General features: G+C 66.7%; 11 protein-coding genes. 4 read left to right on the top strand and 7 right to left on the bottom strand.

The features are described from left to right. The first annotated feature begins 22 nt into the window (after window positions 1-22). From LNV23_RS13305 to LNV23_RS13295, 3 genes are read left to right on the top strand one after another with little or no spacing between them, the layout of a single operon-like run. Window positions 23-1,465, top strand: coding sequence for a glycoside hydrolase family 30 protein (locus LNV23_RS13305; protein WP_263563413.1), 1,443 nt, complete (start codon window positions 23-25; stop codon window positions 1,463-1,465). Then, a complete protein-coding gene (locus LNV23_RS13300) occupies window positions 1,462-3,474 on the top strand; it encodes a sialate O-acetylesterase (RefSeq protein ID WP_263563412.1) in 2,013 nt (670 codons plus the stop codon). Before LNV23_RS13305 ends, LNV23_RS13300 begins: the two co-directional genes overlap by 4 nt. 25 nt (window positions 3,475-3,499) lie before the next feature. Continuing rightward, entirely contained in the window at window positions 3,500-5,152 is a 1,653-nt protein-coding gene (locus tag LNV23_RS13295; protein ID WP_263563411.1) for a beta-N-acetylhexosaminidase, read from the top strand. 21 nt (window positions 5,153-5,173) lie between these two features. On the opposite strand, the gene LNV23_RS13290 is transcribed toward LNV23_RS13295, so the two are convergent. The 7 genes from LNV23_RS13290 to LNV23_RS13260 all read right to left on the bottom strand — a co-directional run bounded on the left by LNV23_RS13290 (window position 5,174) and on the right by LNV23_RS13260 (window position 14,140). Beyond that, window positions 5,174-6,514, bottom strand: coding sequence for a DUF3422 family protein (locus LNV23_RS13290; protein ID WP_263563410.1), 1,341 nt, complete (start codon window positions 6,512-6,514; stop codon window positions 5,174-5,176). Then, on the bottom strand, window positions 6,511-7,578 hold the full coding sequence (locus tag LNV23_RS13285) for an aldose epimerase family protein (RefSeq protein WP_263563409.1): 1,068 nt from the start codon (window positions 7,576-7,578) through the stop codon (window positions 6,511-6,513). The genes LNV23_RS13290 and LNV23_RS13285 overlap by 4 nt, the downstream gene beginning before the upstream one ends. A 193-nt stretch (window positions 7,579-7,771) precedes the next feature. Next, window positions 7,772-8,800 (bottom strand): LacI family DNA-binding transcriptional regulator, encoded by a 1,029-nt coding sequence (locus tag LNV23_RS13280; protein WP_263517242.1) that lies wholly within the window; start codon window positions 8,798-8,800, stop codon window positions 7,772-7,774. Next, on the bottom strand, window positions 8,797-9,987 hold the full coding sequence (gene galK, locus LNV23_RS13275) for a galactokinase (RefSeq protein WP_263563408.1): 1,191 nt from the start codon (window positions 9,985-9,987) through the stop codon (window positions 8,797-8,799). Before galK ends, LNV23_RS13280 begins: the two co-directional genes overlap by 4 nt. A gap of 9 nt (window positions 9,988-9,996) precedes the next feature. Continuing rightward, window positions 9,997-11,052, bottom strand: coding sequence for a UDP-glucose--hexose-1-phosphate uridylyltransferase (locus LNV23_RS13270; RefSeq protein WP_263563407.1), 1,056 nt, complete (start codon window positions 11,050-11,052; stop codon window positions 9,997-9,999). 30 nt (window positions 11,053-11,082) lie between these two features. Further along, entirely contained in the window at window positions 11,083-12,129 is a 1,047-nt protein-coding gene (gene galE, locus LNV23_RS13265; RefSeq protein WP_263517239.1) for a UDP-glucose 4-epimerase GalE, read from the bottom strand. A 7-nt stretch (window positions 12,130-12,136) separates the two neighbouring features. Continuing rightward, window positions 12,137-14,140: a beta-galactosidase gene (locus tag LNV23_RS13260; protein WP_263563406.1), complete on the bottom strand. Its 2,004-nt coding sequence runs from the start codon at window positions 14,138-14,140 to the stop codon at window positions 12,137-12,139. 263 nt (window positions 14,141-14,403) lie between these two features. Here LNV23_RS13260 and LNV23_RS13255 point away from each other — a divergent pair, with 263 nt between their 5' ends. Further along, window positions 14,404-16,845: a beta-galactosidase gene (locus tag LNV23_RS13255; protein WP_263563405.1), complete on the top strand. Its 2,442-nt coding sequence runs from the start codon at window positions 14,404-14,406 to the stop codon at window positions 16,843-16,845. The last annotated feature ends 5 nt before the right edge of the window (window positions 16,846-16,850 follow it).

The raw sequence follows: 16,850 nt of genomic DNA, 5'->3' as shown, positions 1-16,850 counted from the left end.
CTTTTCTGTCGGATTGCTTTTCATGACCTTCAACATTCTTCGCCATCGACTCGCCCCTTGCGCGCTTTTGTGGGCGGCATGGGCCAGCATCGGAGCGGTCCATGCGGCCGACACCGCATCGTCCTGGCAAACGCGTGCCGACCGCACCCGTCTGCTGGCTCGTGAGCCCGACAGCCACTTCAAAGCGGGGCAAAAGGCCTTGCCCCTGCACATCGAAGTCGATGCCGGCCAGCGCTTCCAGACCATGGAGGGCTTTGGCGCCGCCATCAGCGATGCCTCGGCCTGGCTGATCCAGCAGCGCATGAGCGAGCCACAGCGCCGCGCTTTGTTGGCCGAGCTGTTTGGCCGGGGCCAGGGCGGTATCGGCTTCGACCTCAGCCGGCTGACCATAGGCGGCTCGGACTTTTCACGCAGCCACTACAGTTATCTCGACCTGCCTCCCGGCCAGACCGATATGAGCTTGGCGGGCTTCTCCATCGAGCCCAATCGCGCCGATGTGCTGCCGGTGGTCAAGGCAGCGCTGGCCGTCAACCCGCAGTTGCAGTTGATGGCCTCGCCCTGGAGCGCCCCGGGCTGGATGAAACAGACCGACAGCCTGATCAAGGGCCGCCTGAAACCCGAAATGTACGGCGTGTTCTCCGAATACCTGGTCCGTTATGTCGACGCTTTCGCGGCCGAAGGCGTGCCCATCTTCGCGCTGACGGTCCAGAACGAGCCACACCACGAGCCGGACGACTACCCCGGCATGCGCGTGGACCCGGCCGAGCGTGCAGCCTTGGTCGGCCAGCATCTGGGCCCCTTGCTGGCTCAGCGTGGCATGAAGACCCAGCTGATCGAATGGGACCACAACTGGGATGAAGTCAAATCGCCGCTGGCCGTGCTGGCCGATCCTGTGGCGCGGCGCTATGTGTCGGGCGTGGGCTGGCATTGCTATGCCGGCGATGTGCAGGCCCAGACCGTGGTCCATGAGGCCCACCCCGACAAAGACACCTGGTTCACCGAATGCTCGGGCGGGGAGTGGGCGCCCGAGTGGCACAAGACCCTGCCCTGGATGATGAAGAATCTGGTCATCGGCAGCACCCGCGGCTGGGCCAAGGGCGTGCTGATGTGGAACCTGGCCCTCGATGAAAACTACGGGCCCCATCTGGGCGGTTGCAAGGACTGCCGTGGCGTGGTCACCATCAATTCCAAGACCGGCGCCGTCACCCGAAATATCGAGTATTACGCCTTGGGCCATGCCAGCAAGTTCGTGCGTCGCGGCGCCCAGCGCATTGCTTCGCCGGCCCAGGTTGGCGGTATGGACACGGTGGCGTTTCGCAATGCCGATGATGGCTCGATCGCCCTGATCGTCAGCAATGGCGAGGCACACAACCGCCGCTTCACGGTCGGCAGCGGCGCCCGCCGATTTGCCTACACCTTGCCCAAGCACAGCGTGGTCACCTTCACCTGGGCGGGCCAGCCATGAGGGGGTGCTGGCGCGGACTGCTCTTGGCCTTCCTGGCCAGCTTGCCCCTCGCAGCACACGCCGAAGTCCGCCTGCATGGCGTGTTCGGCGAACATATGGTCTTGCAACGCGAGGCGCCCATCCCCGTCTGGGGTTGGGCCGAGCCGGGCGAAACCGTGCAGCTGCAGTTTCATGGTCAAAGCCAGACCGTGCAGGCCGACGCTGAGGGACGGTGGCGCGTGCGCCTCAAGGCCGAGGCGGCCGGCGGGCCGCACACCCTGAGGGTCAGCGGCAGCCGCAGCGCCAAGGCCTTGGTGCTGGGCGATGTGCTGGTGGGCGAGGTCTGGCTGTGCTCGGGCCAGTCGAATATGGAATGGGCCTTGCGTGATTCGCTGGACGGCCCGGCCGAGGCCGCCGCCGCGCGCGACGATGGCATACGCCACATCAAAGTCGCTCACCGCGCCGCCCTGCAGCCGCAGGACGACATCGCCCCCGCGGCCTGGCAGCCCGCCACTGCCGCCCATGCGGCCGAGTTCAGCGCCGTGGCTTACCACTTTGCCAAGCGCCTGCGCCGTGAACTGGGCGTGCCGGTAGGGCTGCTTAATGTATCTTGGGGCGGCACTCAGATCGAAGCCTGGATGAGCCCTGCGGCCTTGAAGACCTTGGCCGATATCGCGCCGCTATTGGAAGCGCCTCTGCCCACTTCAGAGCGTGACTTCGTGGCCCAGCAGGAGGCCCGCATGCTGAGCCGGGTGAAGGCCTGGCAGGGCACAGGCCCGGCCGGTGCCGTGGAGGCCGAAAGCTGGGCCAATCCTGACTTGGACGACAGTGCCTGGTCGAGTCTGCAAGCCCCCGGCATCTGGGAAACCCAGGGTCTGGAGAACCTGGACGGTAAGCTTTGGTATCGCAAGACCTTGCACCTGACCCCGGCCCAGGCTGCGGCGCCCGAGGCTGTGCTGCATCTGGCCCAGGTGGACGACTGCGACGAGACCTTTGTCAACGGCCAGCCTGTGGGCGGCCAGTGTGGCTGGGATCGGCCGCGCCGCTACCGTTTACCTTCAGGCCTCCTGCGCGCAGGCGCCAATGTGATCGCCGTGCGCGTTACGGACGAGGGCATGGGCGGCGGCATCCACGGCACGCCCGAGCAGCTGCACCTGCATTTGGGAATGCAAGAGGGTGCGCAAGAGGGTGCGCAAGAGGGTGCGCAAGACCTGACCCTGGCCGGCTCCTGGCAGGCACGTGTCGAATCTCTGCTCGAAAAAACCGAGCCCGGCCCGAACGAGCTGCCATCGCTTTTGTTCAATGGCATGCTGCACCCGGTGCAGGGCTTTGGCCTGCGCGGCATGCTCTGGTACCAGGGTGAAAGCAATGTGGCCCGCGCGGCGCAGTACGAGCGCTTGCTTCCCGCCTTCATCAGCGATCTGCGTGCCCGCTGGGGCCAGGGCGAATTCCCCTTCCATCTGGTCCAGATCGCGGCGGAGAGCCCGGCGGCGCTCAACACCCTGGGCGGCAGCGCCTGGGCCGAGTTGCGTGAGGCCCAGAGCCAGGCCCTGCGTCTGCCCCACACCGGCCTGGTGGTGACCAGCGATGTCGCCGATGACGGCAATCTGCACCCGCGCAACAAGCAGGTGGTCGGTGAACGCCTGGCAGGCCTGGCCTTGCAGCAGGGCGGCAAAAAGAAAACAGCCTGGCAAGCGCAAGGCCCGGTCTACCTCAGCATGAAGCGGCGCGGCCGCGAGTTGGCGTTGCGCTTTGATCATGCGGGGACGGGCTTGCTGAGCACGGGCGCCACGCTGCAGGGCTTCACCATTGCCGATGCCTCGGGCCGGTTTCAGCCCGCCCAGGCCAGAATCGTCGGAAAAACGGTGCGCGTGCACAGCGAGGTCCTTGAACACCCGGTGGCCGTTCGTTTTGGCTGGGTGGACAACCCGCAGCACAACAACTTGTTCAACCGTGCGGGTCTGCCGGCGATGCCCTTCCGCACCGACCGCTGGCCGCGTCTGACGGAGCAGGCTCGCTATGCCTTTTGATTCGATATTCTCGGCACCCCGCGCCATGTTTTGCGCCCTGGCGTTCAGCTCCTGGTTCTTTGCTTTGCCGCTTGGGCTCGGCGTGCTGGCGCCAGCCGAGGCGGCCCAGGCCGTCGCGACCCCAGCCAAGGCGGCGATGCAGCCGGTGCCGATTCCACTGAGCGCTCTGGTGCCCCAACCCCAAGCGCTGACGCTTCAGGTGGAGCAAGCGCCTTTCGTCCTGAATGCCCAGGTCTTGGTGCAAAGCTCCGAAGTCTTCAGTGCTCCTGCCCGCAGCTTGGCTCAAGGCCTGGGTTTGCCGCGGTTGCCAGCCGAGGCCGCGCTGGCAACGGGCGCAAGACGCATCCGCTTCGAACAGCAGAGCCTGGACAGCAAAGTCAGCGGTGCTTACCGCCTGAAAATTGGCGGCGATGAAATCCTCATCCAGGCCGCTGAAGCCAGCGGCGCGTTCTACGCCACGCAGACCCTGCTGCAGCTCTTGCCTCAAGAGGCCAAGCGGACGCTCAGCGAAGGCCGTTTCGAGCTGCCGGCCGCAGACATCAGCGACGCCCCGCGCTTTGAGTGGCGCGGCATCATGCTGGACGTGGCGCGTCACTTCCATGATGTGAAGCGCGTCAAAGGCGTCATTGATCAAATGGCCCTCTACAAGCTCAACCGCCTGCATCTGCACCTCAGTGACGACCAGGGCTGGCGTTTGGCCATCAAGGCCTTGCCCAAGCTGAGCACAGTGGGCGGGCGCGGCGATCATTCGCGCCCCGATGCGCCGGCGCAGTTCTACAGCGCTGACGACATCCGCAGCATCGTCAGCTACGCCGCCGAGCGCTATATCGAGGTGGTTCCCGAGATCGACATGCCCGGCCACAGCGGCGCGGCGGCGCGTGCCTACCCGGAGTATTTCGACGGCCTCGTGACCTTCAATCCCGCCAAGCCGGAGACCTACCGTTTCATCGACACCGTGCTGGGCGAGCTGGCCGCGCTCTTCCCGGGGCGCTACATCCACTTTGGCGGCGATGAAGTCTGGGTGGAGAAGACCCGTTGGGCGCAGATGCCCGAGGTCCTGGCCATGGCGCAAGACCTGACCCCTGCGGGCCAAGCGCCGCAGATGAAGTTTGTCGAGGCTGAGTTCGCGCGCCGCATGGTGCAGCTGATCCAGAAGCACCAGCGGGTGCCGATCGCTTGGGATGAGGTGATCGCCGCCGGCTTGCGCGAGGGCATGGTCGTGCAGTGGTGGCGCATGGACCACCCGGAAGCGGTGCTGACCGCACTGAATCAAGGCCAGTCGGTGATTCTGTCGCCTTCGGACCGCATGTATCTGGACTACGCCGCCGGCCTGGGTGAACCGGGCGCACCCTGGGAAGGCAATACCGGCGGGCCGGTGTCGGTCGAGAAGATCGTGGCCTGGGAGCCCATGCCTGAAGGCCTGGGCGAGGCCCAGCGGCAGCGGGTCCTGGGCATCGAGGCTCCGCTGTGGACCGAGAACGTGCGCAGCGAAGCGTATCTGCAGTTCATGCTTTACCCGCGTCTGGCGGCCGTGGCCGAGGTGGCCTGGCGCCAGCAGGCCAGGTCGGAGCCCAAAGCCTTTGTGAAACGTCTGGCGCCGCATATTGCGCGCTGGAAGACCCAGGGCCTCAATGTGCGGGGCGGCCTGGCAGACGCCCACCAGTACCGCCTGCACTGAGCGGCTGTGAGCCGCCGTGCATCAGCCGCGGGGCATCAATCGGTGGTGGATGCGCCGGCTCAAGTGCCAGACGCCGGCCAGCACCAGCGGGATCAGCAGGCCGGTCGTGATGTCGAGGTTGAGCGGCAGGCCGGCCGACTTGAGTGCCTTGGCGGCGTAGCCGAGCAGGCTGATCACGTAATAGGAAATCGCGGCGATGGACAGGCCCTCGACCGTGGTTTGCAGCTTGAGTTGCAGGTCCTGGCCGCGCGTCAGCTGCAGCAGCAGATGCTGCTGCTGGCCTTCCGCCGTGATGTTGACTCGGGTGCGCAGCAAGGCGCTGCAGCGCTCGATGCGCTGCGCCAAGGCATTGAGGCGCTGGGCACTTGAGTCCACGGTGGCCACGGCCGGTGAGAAGCGGCGCTGCAGAAAGCCCCCGAGCGTCTGGGTGCCGGGTAGATTGCGTTCACCGAGTTCGCGCAGGCGCTGGCTGACCAGGCCGTCATAGGCCTTGGTGGCGGCAAAGCGGTAACCATGTGCGGCGGTTGCATGCTCGACCCGCGCGGCCAGTGCGATCAGGGCATCGAGTTGCTCGGCCTCCGCGCCGCGCTCGCCGTTCTGCAGGTCGGCCGTCAGGGCGGCCAGTGCCTGCTCGCAATCGGACAGCAGCGGTGCCAAGGCCTTGGCCACGGGCAGGCCCAGCAAGGCCATCATGCGGTAGGTCTCCAATTCCAGCAGGCGCTGGGCCAGGCGGCCGGCGCGCATCTCGCTGCCGGCGCGGTCACTGAGCACCAGCAGGCGCGAAAAACCGCAAGGCCGCAGGTGAAAGTCGGTGACGGCCAGGGAATGGCCGCTGCCCAAGAGCGAGGCCACCAGGGGCTGCAGCCCGAACCAGGTCTGAGCGGCTTTCAGCGCCTCGGCGGGGCCGCCGGCCGAGTCCATTTCGCACGCCACCAGGGCCAGTTGCAGGGCGACGATGGTGCGGCCGGGGATGCCTTGCAGCCACTGTGAGGGCAAGGCCAGCTCGCGCAGCAGATCGGGCTCGGCCGCACCCAGGCCGGCATCGGCCGGCAGGGCTTGCAGCAGGGAATAGCGCGTGAACTCGTTGTGGCGCTCCCATTTGAGGGTCGGGCCGCCCGGCTGGGGCCGCAGGCGCAGGCGCAGGAAGTTGGCGTTCAGCGCGCTCGGGCTCAAGCCTTGCTGACCCGGAAGCTGGCACAGATGGGCCCATTCCTGCTCCCGGCTGACGCCCTGGTTCAGCACCGCCACATAGACCACCAAGGCCGGCAGGCGGATGCGTGCCGGGGGGCGAGCGTGCAACTCTTCATGCAGGGCCTGGCGTTCGCTCGCGTCGGCCGGCAGCCAGGCCGGCGCTACGCTCATTGCTCCCTCCCGGAGAGATGGGCAAAGCGATGCACGGTGCAGCTGCGGTAGACCTCGCCGGGGCGCAGCACGGTGCTGGGCCAGTCGGGGTGCGCGGGCGAGTCGGGGCTGTGCTGGGTCTCCAGGCACAGGCCGTCGCCGCGCTGGTAGTGCTGGCCGCCGCTGCCCAGCAGGCTGCCGTCGAGGAAGTTGCCCGAGTAGAACTGCAGCGCTGGTTCGCTGCTCCGTATCTCCATCACCCGGCCCGAGACCGGCTCGCTCAGCCGCGCCACAGGGCGCAGGCCCTCCGCATCCAGCGGCCCATCGAGCAGCCAGTTGTGGTCATAGCCATGGCTGCGCAGCAGCTGGGGGTGGGGCTCGCCCATGCGCTCGGCAACCGTGCGGGCCTGCCGGAAATCGAAGGGCGTGCCCTGCACCGGCGCAATCGCCAGCGGAATCCGTCGCGCGTCGGCCTCGGTGTAGTGGCTGGCATGGATCTGCAGCTGGTGCTGCAAGGCCGTGCCGCTGCCGGCCAGGTTGAAGTAGTCGTGGTGGCTGAGGTTGAGCACAGTGGCCCGTTCGCAGCGGGCTTCGTAGTCGATGCGCCAGCTCATGTCATCGCCCAGTCTGTAGCGCACCTGGACCTGCAAGCGGCCGGGGAAGCCTTGGTCGCCGTCCGCGCTGTCCAGGCGCAGCAGCAGATCCTGGCCCTCGATCTCGGCCTCCCAAAGCTGGCGGCCGAAGCCTTGTGCGCCACCGTGCAGGCAGTGGGGGCCGTCGTTGGCATCGAGCGCGTAGCTCCGGCCGTCCAGTTCCAGTCGAGCGCCGGCGATGCGGTTGGCATAGCGCCCGACGATGATGCCGAAATGCGGGTTGCGCTCCACATAATCGTGCAGCGCACTGAAACCGAGCACCACATTGGCGCTGCGGCCTTGTGAATCGGGAATCTCCAGCGCGGTGACGATGCCGCCGTAGTTGATGGCGCTCAGGCGCAGGCCGGCGCCATTGTCCAGCGTGTACTGATGGACGGTTCGGCCGTCGGGCAGGTGGCCGTAGTCGTGGCAGCTGATGGCGGGTCGGGGCATGACAGGGTTCCGGGCAAGTTGCGGCGCGAGCCCAGACAGGCCTGCGGCGGCGCAGGAGCCAACGGAGTTCGGCGCGCGCCGCTGCCGCAATTTAGCAGCTTGCATGCCAGGCACTGGCTGTGGGAGATGGCGGGTCCGTGTGGCGATCAGGGTGTGCGGTATCAGGTGATCGGCAGGGCCTCGGCTTCTTCCCTCATCGCCCGATGTCACTCGCTTTGCCCGTCGAGGTGCGAACCACCAAGCGGGGCGGCTTGGTGACACGTATGGGCGTGGCATCTCCGGGTTGTGCGCTGATTTCCGATAGCAGCATTTGAACCGCGAGCGCGGCAGCTTCTTCGGTGGGTACGGCGACGGTGGTCAGTGCTGGTCGCATTTGATGGGCCAGTTGAATGTCGGTCACTCCGACGACGGAAAGGTCTCTGGGAACCTCCAGCCCCAAGTCTGCTGCCGCCTGCAGAACGCCTAAAGCAGGCAAGTCATTCGTCGCGAAGACGGCCGTGATGTCCGCGTGGGTGGCCAGCAAGCTGTGGGCCGCATTTCTGCCATCGTCAATCGTGTCGTGCCCATAGCGGACGTGGTCTGGGGGCAAGTCCATGCCGGCTCGTTGGGCCGTATCCAGAAAGCCCTGGAGCCGCCACCGGTGGTTGCCACTGGGCTCGCTCCCGACCACGGCGCCCAAGCAACGATGTCCCAGCCGCAAGAGATGTTCGGCGGCCAAGACGCCGGCCTGATAGAGATCCACGGCAACGCAGGGCAGCGGAGGTGGCTCCTGCGGCCGCTCCCACATGCACAGCACCACCGGTACACCGCGTTGGCGCAGATCCTGGAGTGCGTCGAGTTGCACGAAGTCGGCGTTCATCACGATCACGCCCTGGGCCAGCGCGCCGCCGACAGCGTCGAGATAGGCGCGCTCCTGGGCTGGGTCGTCGTTGGTGTTGCACACGAGCAGGAAATAGCCCAGCTTGCGGGCCGCGCGCTCCACCTGAAGTGCGAACTCCGGATAGAAGGGGTTGGCAATGCTGCTGACCACCAGGGCGATGGTGGATGGCTTGCCCTCGACGAGGGCGCGGGCCATCAGATTGGGGCGGTAACCCAGACTTTCGACGGCGGCCAGCACGCGGCGGCGGGTTTCCTCGCCCACCTTGCCGCGGCCGCGCAGCACATTGGAAACGGTCGCAGCAGTGACTCCGGCGACTTGTGCAACCTGAACGAGGGTGGTCATCCCTCCATCGTACCTGTAGCCGTCATGTGAATTGCCTCCGCGCCTGCTCCTGCTTCGCACAGATAGACCAAAGCCGGCAGACCTTCGGGTGAGCGGTAGCCGGCTTCCAGCGCGGCCTTGGCTGCGGGGACCAGCGCCTGAGGCAAGAGCGCGATCACACAACCTCCGAATCCGCCGCCAGTCATGCGCGCGCCGCCAGCATTGCCGACTACGTTTTGCAGCAGGCTGGCCAATTGATCGATGGCCGGTGTGGTGATTTCGAAGTCATCGCGCATGGATGCGTGCGATGCCGCCATCAACTCGCCCAAGCCTTGCATATCGCCGCTACGCAAGGCTTGCGTGGCGCTCAGCACGCGGCTGTTCTCGGTGATGATGTGGCGAGCCCGGCGCATCACTGGGTCTGACATGGGCGTGGCCGCCAGCATCTCCAGCGTGGCGTCCCGAAGCGCCGGCACACCCATGGCGCGGGCCGCTGTTTCACATTGCTCTCTTCGCTCGTTGTAGGCGCTGTCGACCAGGCCGCGGCGCACCCGTGAGTGAGCGATCAAGAGGGTGGTGCCCTTGGGTAAAGATACGGGCTCGGTGTCGAGGGACCGGCAGTCGATTAACAAGGCGTGGCCGGGCTTGCCCTCGGCGCTGGTCAGCTGATCCATGATGCCGCACTGGCAGCCGACGAAGCGGTTTTCGGCCTGCTGTGCGAGGCGGGCCAGCTGCTTGCCGTTGAGGGTGTCATCGCCGGACAGAGCTTGGGCCGCACGCAGCAGCGCCATGGCCAGCGATGCGGAGGAGCTCAGCCCGGCGCCCATGGGTACGTCGCCGGCGATGACCAAGTTCATGCCTTGGGGCAGAGGCGCCAGCGGCACGAGCTGCGCCAGCGTGCCGCGCACATGGTCACGCCAGCCGCTCTCAGGATGATGAACTGCTTGCTCAGAGAGTTCGAAGTGGTCCTCGGCCTTGCCCTCGTCCAGCGCGATGGCCAGCACCTGGCCATCACTGCGTGGGCCGGCGGCAACCCAGGTGTCGCGGTCGATGGCTGCCGGCAGCACAAAACCATCGTTGTAGTCCGTGTGTTCACCGATCAGATTGACACGGCCGGGCGCGCGGGCGAGCACGGTGGGCTTGGCGCCGTGGCGCTCGATGTAGGCCTGGACGGCAGCCTGGGCAGTCGGGGGGAGTTGCTTGGTCATGGCCGGGCCTCAGCGCTGGCGGTAATGGGTGGGTGCTTGTTCGCGCAGGCGGGTCGCCGCTTGCTCGGGGCTCAGGTCGCGCTGGGATTCCGCCAGGAGTTCGAAGCCCACCATGAACTTGCGTACTGTCGCGCTGCGCAGCAGGGGAGGGTAGAAATGGGCATGCAGCTGCCAGTGCGGCGCCGGCGTGGCCTCCGGCCCGGTGGGCGCGCCATGCCATCCCATGGAGTAGGGGAAACTGCACTGGAAGAGGTTGTCATAGCGAATGGTCAGTTGGCGCACGATGTCGGCCAAGCTGGCCTGTTGCTGCTCGCTCAGTTGATGCAGGTTTTGCACCGCGAAGCGCGGCAGCAGCAGGGTCTCGAATGGCCACTCGGCCCAGTAGGGCACGATGACCAACCAGTCCTCGTTCTGGACCACCACGCGCTCTCCGTCGGCAGCTTCAGCGCGGACGAGCGACAGCAACATGGGTTCGCCGTGGCTGAGTAGCCAATCGCGCTGTTGCTGGTCCTCTCGTTGCGGCAGGTCGGGCACGAAGTCGCTGGCCCAGACCTGGCCATGGGGGTGCGGGTTGGAGCAACCCATCATGGCGCCCTTGTTCTCGAACACCTGCACCCATGTCCAACGGTGAGCCAGCTCTTCGCTCTGAGCGCACCAGGTGGCGACGACCCCGCGCAGCGCCGCATCATCGAGCTCGGGCAGGCTGCGGCTGTGGTCCGGCGAAAAGCAGATCACGCGGCTGGTGCCGCGGGCCGGCTGGGCCTGGAACAGCGCGCCGCCTAGACCTGTGCTGCTTTCTTGGGGCTCAGGGACATCGGCCAACAGCGCGGCGAAGTCGTTCTCGAACACAAAGGTGCCGGTGTAGTTCGGGTTTTTTTCTCCGTTGATGCGGGTGTTGCCGGCGCAGAGATAGCAGCTGGGGTCGTGGGCCGGGCGCAGCGCTTCGTCTGGGCTTTCGGTCTGACCCTGCCAAGGGCGCAGGCTGCGTTGCGGTGAGACGAGAACCCAGCGGCCGGCCAAAGGGTTGAAGCGGCGGTGGGAGTGGAGGTTGCGATCGAAAGTCATGGTGTCGTCAGGATTCACGTCGTTTGGTTTTCAGACGGGTCGGTAGCCTTGGGGGTAGCGCGACTGCCAGCGCCAGGTGTCATCGCACATCTGTTGCAGGCTCAATTGAGCCTGCCAGCCCAGCTTGTCGCGTGCGCGTCTGGCGTCTGCCCACATCTGTGCGACGTCGCCGGGGCGGCGCTCCACCACGCGTGTGGGCAGCTCACGCCCGCAGGCCCGCTCGAACGCTGCCTTCAGCTCCAGCACGCTGTGGCCGCGCCCCGTGCCCAGGTTCAGCACATGCAAGCCCGCTTCTCGCCGCAAGAGCTCCAGGGCCGCCACATGGCCATCGGCCAAATCGAGCACATGCAGATAGTCGCGCACGCCCGTGCCGTCGACGGTGGGGTAATCGCTGCCGAAGACGCGCAGCTCAGGCTGGCGGCCCACAGCGACCTGTGCAATGAAGGGCATCAAGTTGTTGGGTGTGCCTTGCGGATCTTCGCCGAGTTCCCCGCTGGGATGGGCGCCCACCGGATTGAAGTAACGCAGCGCCGCGACGGACCAGCTGGGGTCCGATGCGGCCAGGTCGGCCAAGATCTGCTCGACCTGCCATTTGCTGCGGCCGTAGGGGCTGGTGGGGACTCCGGTCATGTCCTCGGTCAGCGGCATGACGCGCGCGTCTCCGTAGACCGTGGCAGAGGAGCTGAACACGATGTGACGCACGCCGTGCTGCCGCATGGCTTGCAGCAGTTGCACGCTGCCGGCCACATTGACTTCGGCGTAGTCCAGCGGTTTGAGCACCGACTCACCTACGGCCTTGAGGCCGGCAAAGTGGATCACCGCATCGATGCGCTGCTCGGCAAACACGCGGTCCAGCGCGGCACGGTCTCGTACATCGGCACGGTATAGCTGCGGTGCGTAACCCGTCAGCCGTTCGATGCGCTGGAGCACCTCGGGGTGGCTGTTGCTGAAGTTGTCCAGAATCAGCGGCGTCCAGCCGGCTTCGATCAGGCGTACCACCGTGATGCTGCCGATGTAGCCGGCGCCGCCGGTGACCAGAACGCGCCGCGCGGCGCTGGGGAAGAGTTGGCTAGACATTGCGGGCTCAGTCCTTGGGGTTGAGAAGCCAGGCGGCCACGCCACCGGCCGGCAGCAGTCGCTCGCCCAGCAGCAGCTTGTGGCCTTCTGGCACCGGTACCGCGGCCGGGGCAGGGCCGTGGTTGATGGCGAACTGCCAGCGGCCGCGCCGCCGCAGGCGCAGCCCTTCAGGGAGGGCCTGTGGTGCCACGGTCAGGCCGGCCTGCCGAGCAGCCTCGGCCAGCCAGTCGATCAGCAGGGCCTCGTTGACCAGGCCGGCGTGGCTGTGCCAACGGCCGTGGCTCAGCCAGGCCGGCCAGCCGTCTTCATAGCGTGCATGAACGGCGACGCCGGCCTGCGGCTCGACCAAGTCGCGCCATTGCTCGCCCTGGCCGCCGTCGACGGCATAGTGGCGCCCGGGCCGCATGGACTCGACCGCCCGCACCTGCATGGGCAGCCACGGCCCCAGGGGGCCTGGCGGTAGCGGCTGGGTGATGCTGAGCTCGGCCGTCTTGCTGCCGCAACGTGGCCCCGCGACGACCACCGCGGCCAGGCTTGCCAACTGCTGCTGCAGCGCTTCGGGCACGTGCAGCAGGCTCGGCAGCAGCACCAGGGCGTAGTCACTGAGATCTTGTTGCGGCCCGACGATGTCGACGTCCAATCCGAGGCGGCGCGCGGCGCTGTAGTAGCGCAGCAGCACCCCGAAGCCGGCCATATCGGCCCCTTGCGGCTGGATCTGTGCCATCCACAGCGAAGGGTAATCCAGCACCAGCGCCACGCGGGCTGCTTGGGTGTGCAGCGCCTCTTCGCCTTCTTCTCTGAGCAGAAGATCGATCTCTGACTTGACTTGAGCGGCTTCCGCGGCGCCGACGTCCGGCATGCCATCGGGCCGGTTCAGTCCGGAGTGCATCTGCTCCTGGCCGAAGGGCAGCTGGCGCCAGCGGAAATAGGACACCAGCTCGGCACCATGGGCGAAAGCCTCCCAGGTCCAGGCGCGCACCATGCCCGGAAGCGGCAGGGCGTTCCAGTCGGCCCAGTTGACCGGGCCGGCCTGCTGCTCCATCACCCAAAGCCGGCCGTGGCCGACGCCGCGGTAGAGGTCGTGCTGGAAGGCGCTGATGTCGGGATGCCCGCTTCGAGCCCACTGCAGCCGCGCTGACTCGGGCAGGAAGCGGGCGGCCGTGTCTAAAAAGCCCAAGGGATAGTTATCCCACGCCGCGATGCTCAGGTCCTGAGCCACGGCGTGGTGATCGAAGTCACCGAACAAGCCCATGAAGTTGTGCAGCACCGGCCGGCCCGGCGCATGCTCGCGCAGGATCTCGACCTGCAGGCGGTTGAAGCGCAGCACTTCGTCCGAGGCGAAGCGGCGGAAGTCGAGCGCGTGCGCCGGCAGCGGGCTGGTGGGTTGACCCACCGGGAATCCGATCTGTTCGAAGCCGCTGTACTGCAAGCCCCAGAAGGCCGTCCCCCAGGCCGCGTTCAGTGTGTTGATGTCGCCTTGGTAGCGTGCAGTCAGCCACTTCCTGAAGCTGCTCAGCGCCGCAGGACTGTAGGAGAGGGTGGTGTCATGGCAGCCGTACTCGTTGTCGGTTTGCCAGGCGATGACGTCGGGGTGGCGACCATAACGCTGCGCCATGGCGGTGACGATGCGGCGCGACGCCTCATGCATCGCCGGGCTGGAGAAGCAGTAATGGCGGCGCGCGCCGAAGGGCTTGACACGACCCTGAGCATCCATCGGCAGGATGTCGGGGTGGGCTTCGATCAGCCACTGGGGCGGCGCGGCGGTCGGCGTGCCCAGCACGACTTGCAGGCCTTCGGCGGCCAGCACATCAATGGCCTCGTCCAGCCAGGACCAGTCAAAGTGACCGGGCGCGGTCTCCATGCGGGACCAGGCGAATTCGGCGATGCGCACTGTGCTGAGCCCCAGCGCTCGAATGGCTTTGGCGTCGGCGGGCCAGCGCTCGCGCGGCCATTGCTCCGGGTAGTAGCAAACACCGAGTTGGAGTGCATGCCTGGATTTGGAAGGTTTCACGTGCTGGTCTGGGTTAATCGATTAATCTTATTGGATCAACTGGGCGCATTGCTGTCAATCGGGGCTGTTGCTTGCTGGGGTGGGTGAGGTTTTCGCTGCACCTACAATGCACAGGCGCGCCATCTCTGGGCGAATGTGACTCAATCCTCCCAGTAAGTTCACCGTTTTGGTGCCGATTCCGGGCTTACCCGTATTGCTGCTTTGGTGCATCTTCGGTCTACTTTGTTGAATTAAACGATTAACCCGCTTTGCGGCTACCGCTTGTGAGTGAGACAACTTCCCTGGTGCATGTGAATGTGCCGCCTGCGGCCCCCGTGCCTGAGACCGGCTTCCTGAATCTGGGGCATTACCCGCATCCGCAGCGCGAGCTCACGGTGAACAGCCGCTACCTGCAGCTGGACGGCAAACCTTGGATGCCGGTGATGGGCGAATTCCATTACAGCCGGACGCCCGCATCCGAATGGGCTGCGGAGTTGGCCAAGCTGCGCGCGGGCGGCGTGAATGTGGTGGCCAGCTACGTCATCTGGAATCACCATGAGCCGCGCCGCGGCGTGTGGCGCTGGGACGGTCAGCGTGATCTGGCGCGATTTGTTGCGCTGGCGGCCGAGGCGGGCCTCTTGGTCTATCTGCGACCCGGGCCCTGGGTGCATGCCGAGGTGCGTCTCGGCGGCTTCCCGGATTGGCTGCCGGACACAGGCCCCTTGCGTTGCAACGACGCGGTCTACCTGGGGCATGTGCAGCGTCTTTTCGATCAGATCGCTGCGCAGATCAAAGGTCAGCTGTGGTGCGACGGCGGGCCGGTAATCGGCCTGCAACTTGAAAACGAGTATGGCGCGACCGGCCCAGGTTGCGGCGCTGAACACATCAGCGAGTTGAAGCGCCTGGCGCTGCAGGCGGGCATGACGGTACCGGTCTATACGGTCACCGGCTGGCCCACGCTGGACATCCCGCCGCGCGAAGTGCTGCCGGTGTCGGGTGCCTATGCCGATGGCTTCTGGCAAGGTTCGCGCGATGCGCTGCCGCCCTCGGGCGTGTTCCTCTTCAACACGCGCCGTGTGATCGGCGAGATGGGCAATGTCGATGGAACGCCCGCGGCCGGTTTGATCGACACCACCCACTATCCCTTCTGCCTGGCCGAGGCCGGGGGCGGCATGCATCAGAGCTACCACCGCCGACCGGTGGTCACGACAGAGGATGTTTATGCGACGGCCCTGGTGCAAATAGGCTCGGGCGCGAATCTCTATGGCTACTACATGTACCACGGGGGCACCAATCCGGTCTGCGAGACCGGGCCACTGAACGAGACCCAGGCCACAGGCTATCCGAACGATGTGCCGCAGTGGGGCTATGACTTCCATGCGCCTCTGGGGCAGTACGGCCAGGTGCGCCCGTCCTGGGGTCGGCTGCGCTGTCTGCATCAATTCATGCAGGCCTTTGGCAGCGAGCTGGCACCGCTGGAAGCAGTGCTGCCGGCGCAGGGGCCCCTGGACCCTGCGGACCGAGAACTGCCGCGCGTCGCCGTGCGCGCAGCCGGCCGAAGTGCCGATGAACTGCAAGGTTTCGTCTTCTTCAACCACCATGTGCGCCACCACCCGCTGCCGGTCTTGACGGGCCAACGGGTCCAGCTGCAAGGCGAGGCTGGCGATGCCCTGCAGCTGCCGCTCCGCCACGGCCTGGATCTAAAACCTGGCATGGCTTTCATCTGGCCTGTGGGCCAGCGCTTTGGCGCGGCTCGGCTGCGCCAGGCGACCGTGCAGCCACTGACGCGCTGGACCGAAGCCGACGGCAGCCTGGTGTGGGTGGGCTTTCGGATCGATGGCGTGGCGCCCGAGCTGGTCTTCGATTCCGCGGGTCTGACCGCCGTCGAACTCGTCGGCGGGAAGGTCGAACGGCTGGCCGACGGCGCCTGGTTCGTGAAGCCCAAGGACGACGCCGAAGGCCCCGAGCTGATCACGCTGCGCGACGCGGATGGCCGGCAACACCGGCTGTTGCTCTTGTCTCAAGCCGCTGCGGCCCAGGCCGTGCGCGTGAACCTGGGCGGCCGAGAACGCCTGCTGTGGGCCAGTCATGCAGCAAGCTGGGCGGAGCCCGAGGGCCGCGTCACGCTGCATCGTCTTGCCCATGAAGCCGCTTGGCTGCGGGTGTTCCCTGGCGAGGGGCTGGGCGGGGAGCGCCTCACCTTGGCCGTCGAGTGGGCCAGCTGGCAGTGGCCGGCCGATGCAGCTGCGCAATGGGAGCTTCGGCCCGAGTTGCTGACGCCTGCAGGCGCGCCGCCTGCGCTGCGCTGGGGCCCTCACATCAGCTGGCGCGAAGGGCCAACGCCCCTGGTGCCCTGCGAAGCTGCACAGGCCGCGGCGGCTCGTTGGGCTTTGCACTTGCCCGAGCTGGGCGCGCAAGAGGTGTCGCGCGTCTGGTTGACCCTGGATCTGGTGGGCGACGTCGCCCGCCTCTGGGCCGACGGCGAAGTGGTCGATGATCGCTTCTGCGATGGCAGCCTGTGGCAGATCGGCGTGGACCGCTGGCGCAGCGAAGCGGGCTGGGCGAGCTTGGAACTGAGCGTGCTGCCCCTGCCCGAAGCTCCCGACGAGCTGCCGGTGTTCATGGAGGCGAGCGCGCGGGCCGCGGGACATGGCGCCCAGCTGCGTCGGGCCACGGTGAGCTTGGAGCGGCGCGAGACTGTGGCTGTGATGGCCACCCGGAGTTGATGATC

It is taken from the genome of Kinneretia sp. DJ1R-11 (genome assembly GCF_025717595.1).
Classification (GTDB): Bacteria; Pseudomonadota; Gammaproteobacteria; order Burkholderiales; family Burkholderiaceae_C; genus Paucibacter_A.
This window is presented reverse-complemented; position numbering and strand designations above follow the sequence as displayed.

Bases quoted from the DNA above. Each gene is read 5' to 3' on its own strand.
- LNV23_RS13305 (WP_263563413.1), top strand. From the start codon at position 23: ATGACCTTCAACATTCTTCGCCATCGACTCGCCCCTTGCGCGCTTTTG.
- LNV23_RS13300 (WP_263563412.1), top strand. From the start codon at position 1,462: ATGAGGGGGTGCTGGCGCGGACTGCTCTTGGCCTTCCTGGCCAGCTTG.
- LNV23_RS13295 (WP_263563411.1), top strand. From the start codon at position 3,500: ATGTTTTGCGCCCTGGCGTTCAGCTCCTGGTTCTTTGCTTTGCCGCTT.
- LNV23_RS13290 (WP_263563410.1), bottom strand. From the start codon at position 6,514: ATGAGCGTAGCGCCGGCCTGGCTGCCGGCCGACGCGAGCGAACGCCAG.
- LNV23_RS13285 (WP_263563409.1), bottom strand. From the start codon at position 7,578: ATGCCCCGACCCGCCATCAGCTGCCACGACTACGGCCACCTGCCCGAC.
- LNV23_RS13280 (WP_263517242.1), bottom strand. From the start codon at position 8,800: ATGACCACCCTCGTTCAGGTTGCACAAGTCGCCGGAGTCACTGCTGCG.
- galK (WP_263563408.1), bottom strand. From the start codon at position 9,987: ATGACCAAGCAACTCCCCCCGACTGCCCAGGCTGCCGTCCAGGCCTAC.
- LNV23_RS13270 (WP_263563407.1), bottom strand. From the start codon at position 11,052: ATGACTTTCGATCGCAACCTCCACTCCCACCGCCGCTTCAACCCTTTG.
- galE (WP_263517239.1), bottom strand. From the start codon at position 12,129: ATGTCTAGCCAACTCTTCCCCAGCGCCGCGCGGCGCGTTCTGGTCACC.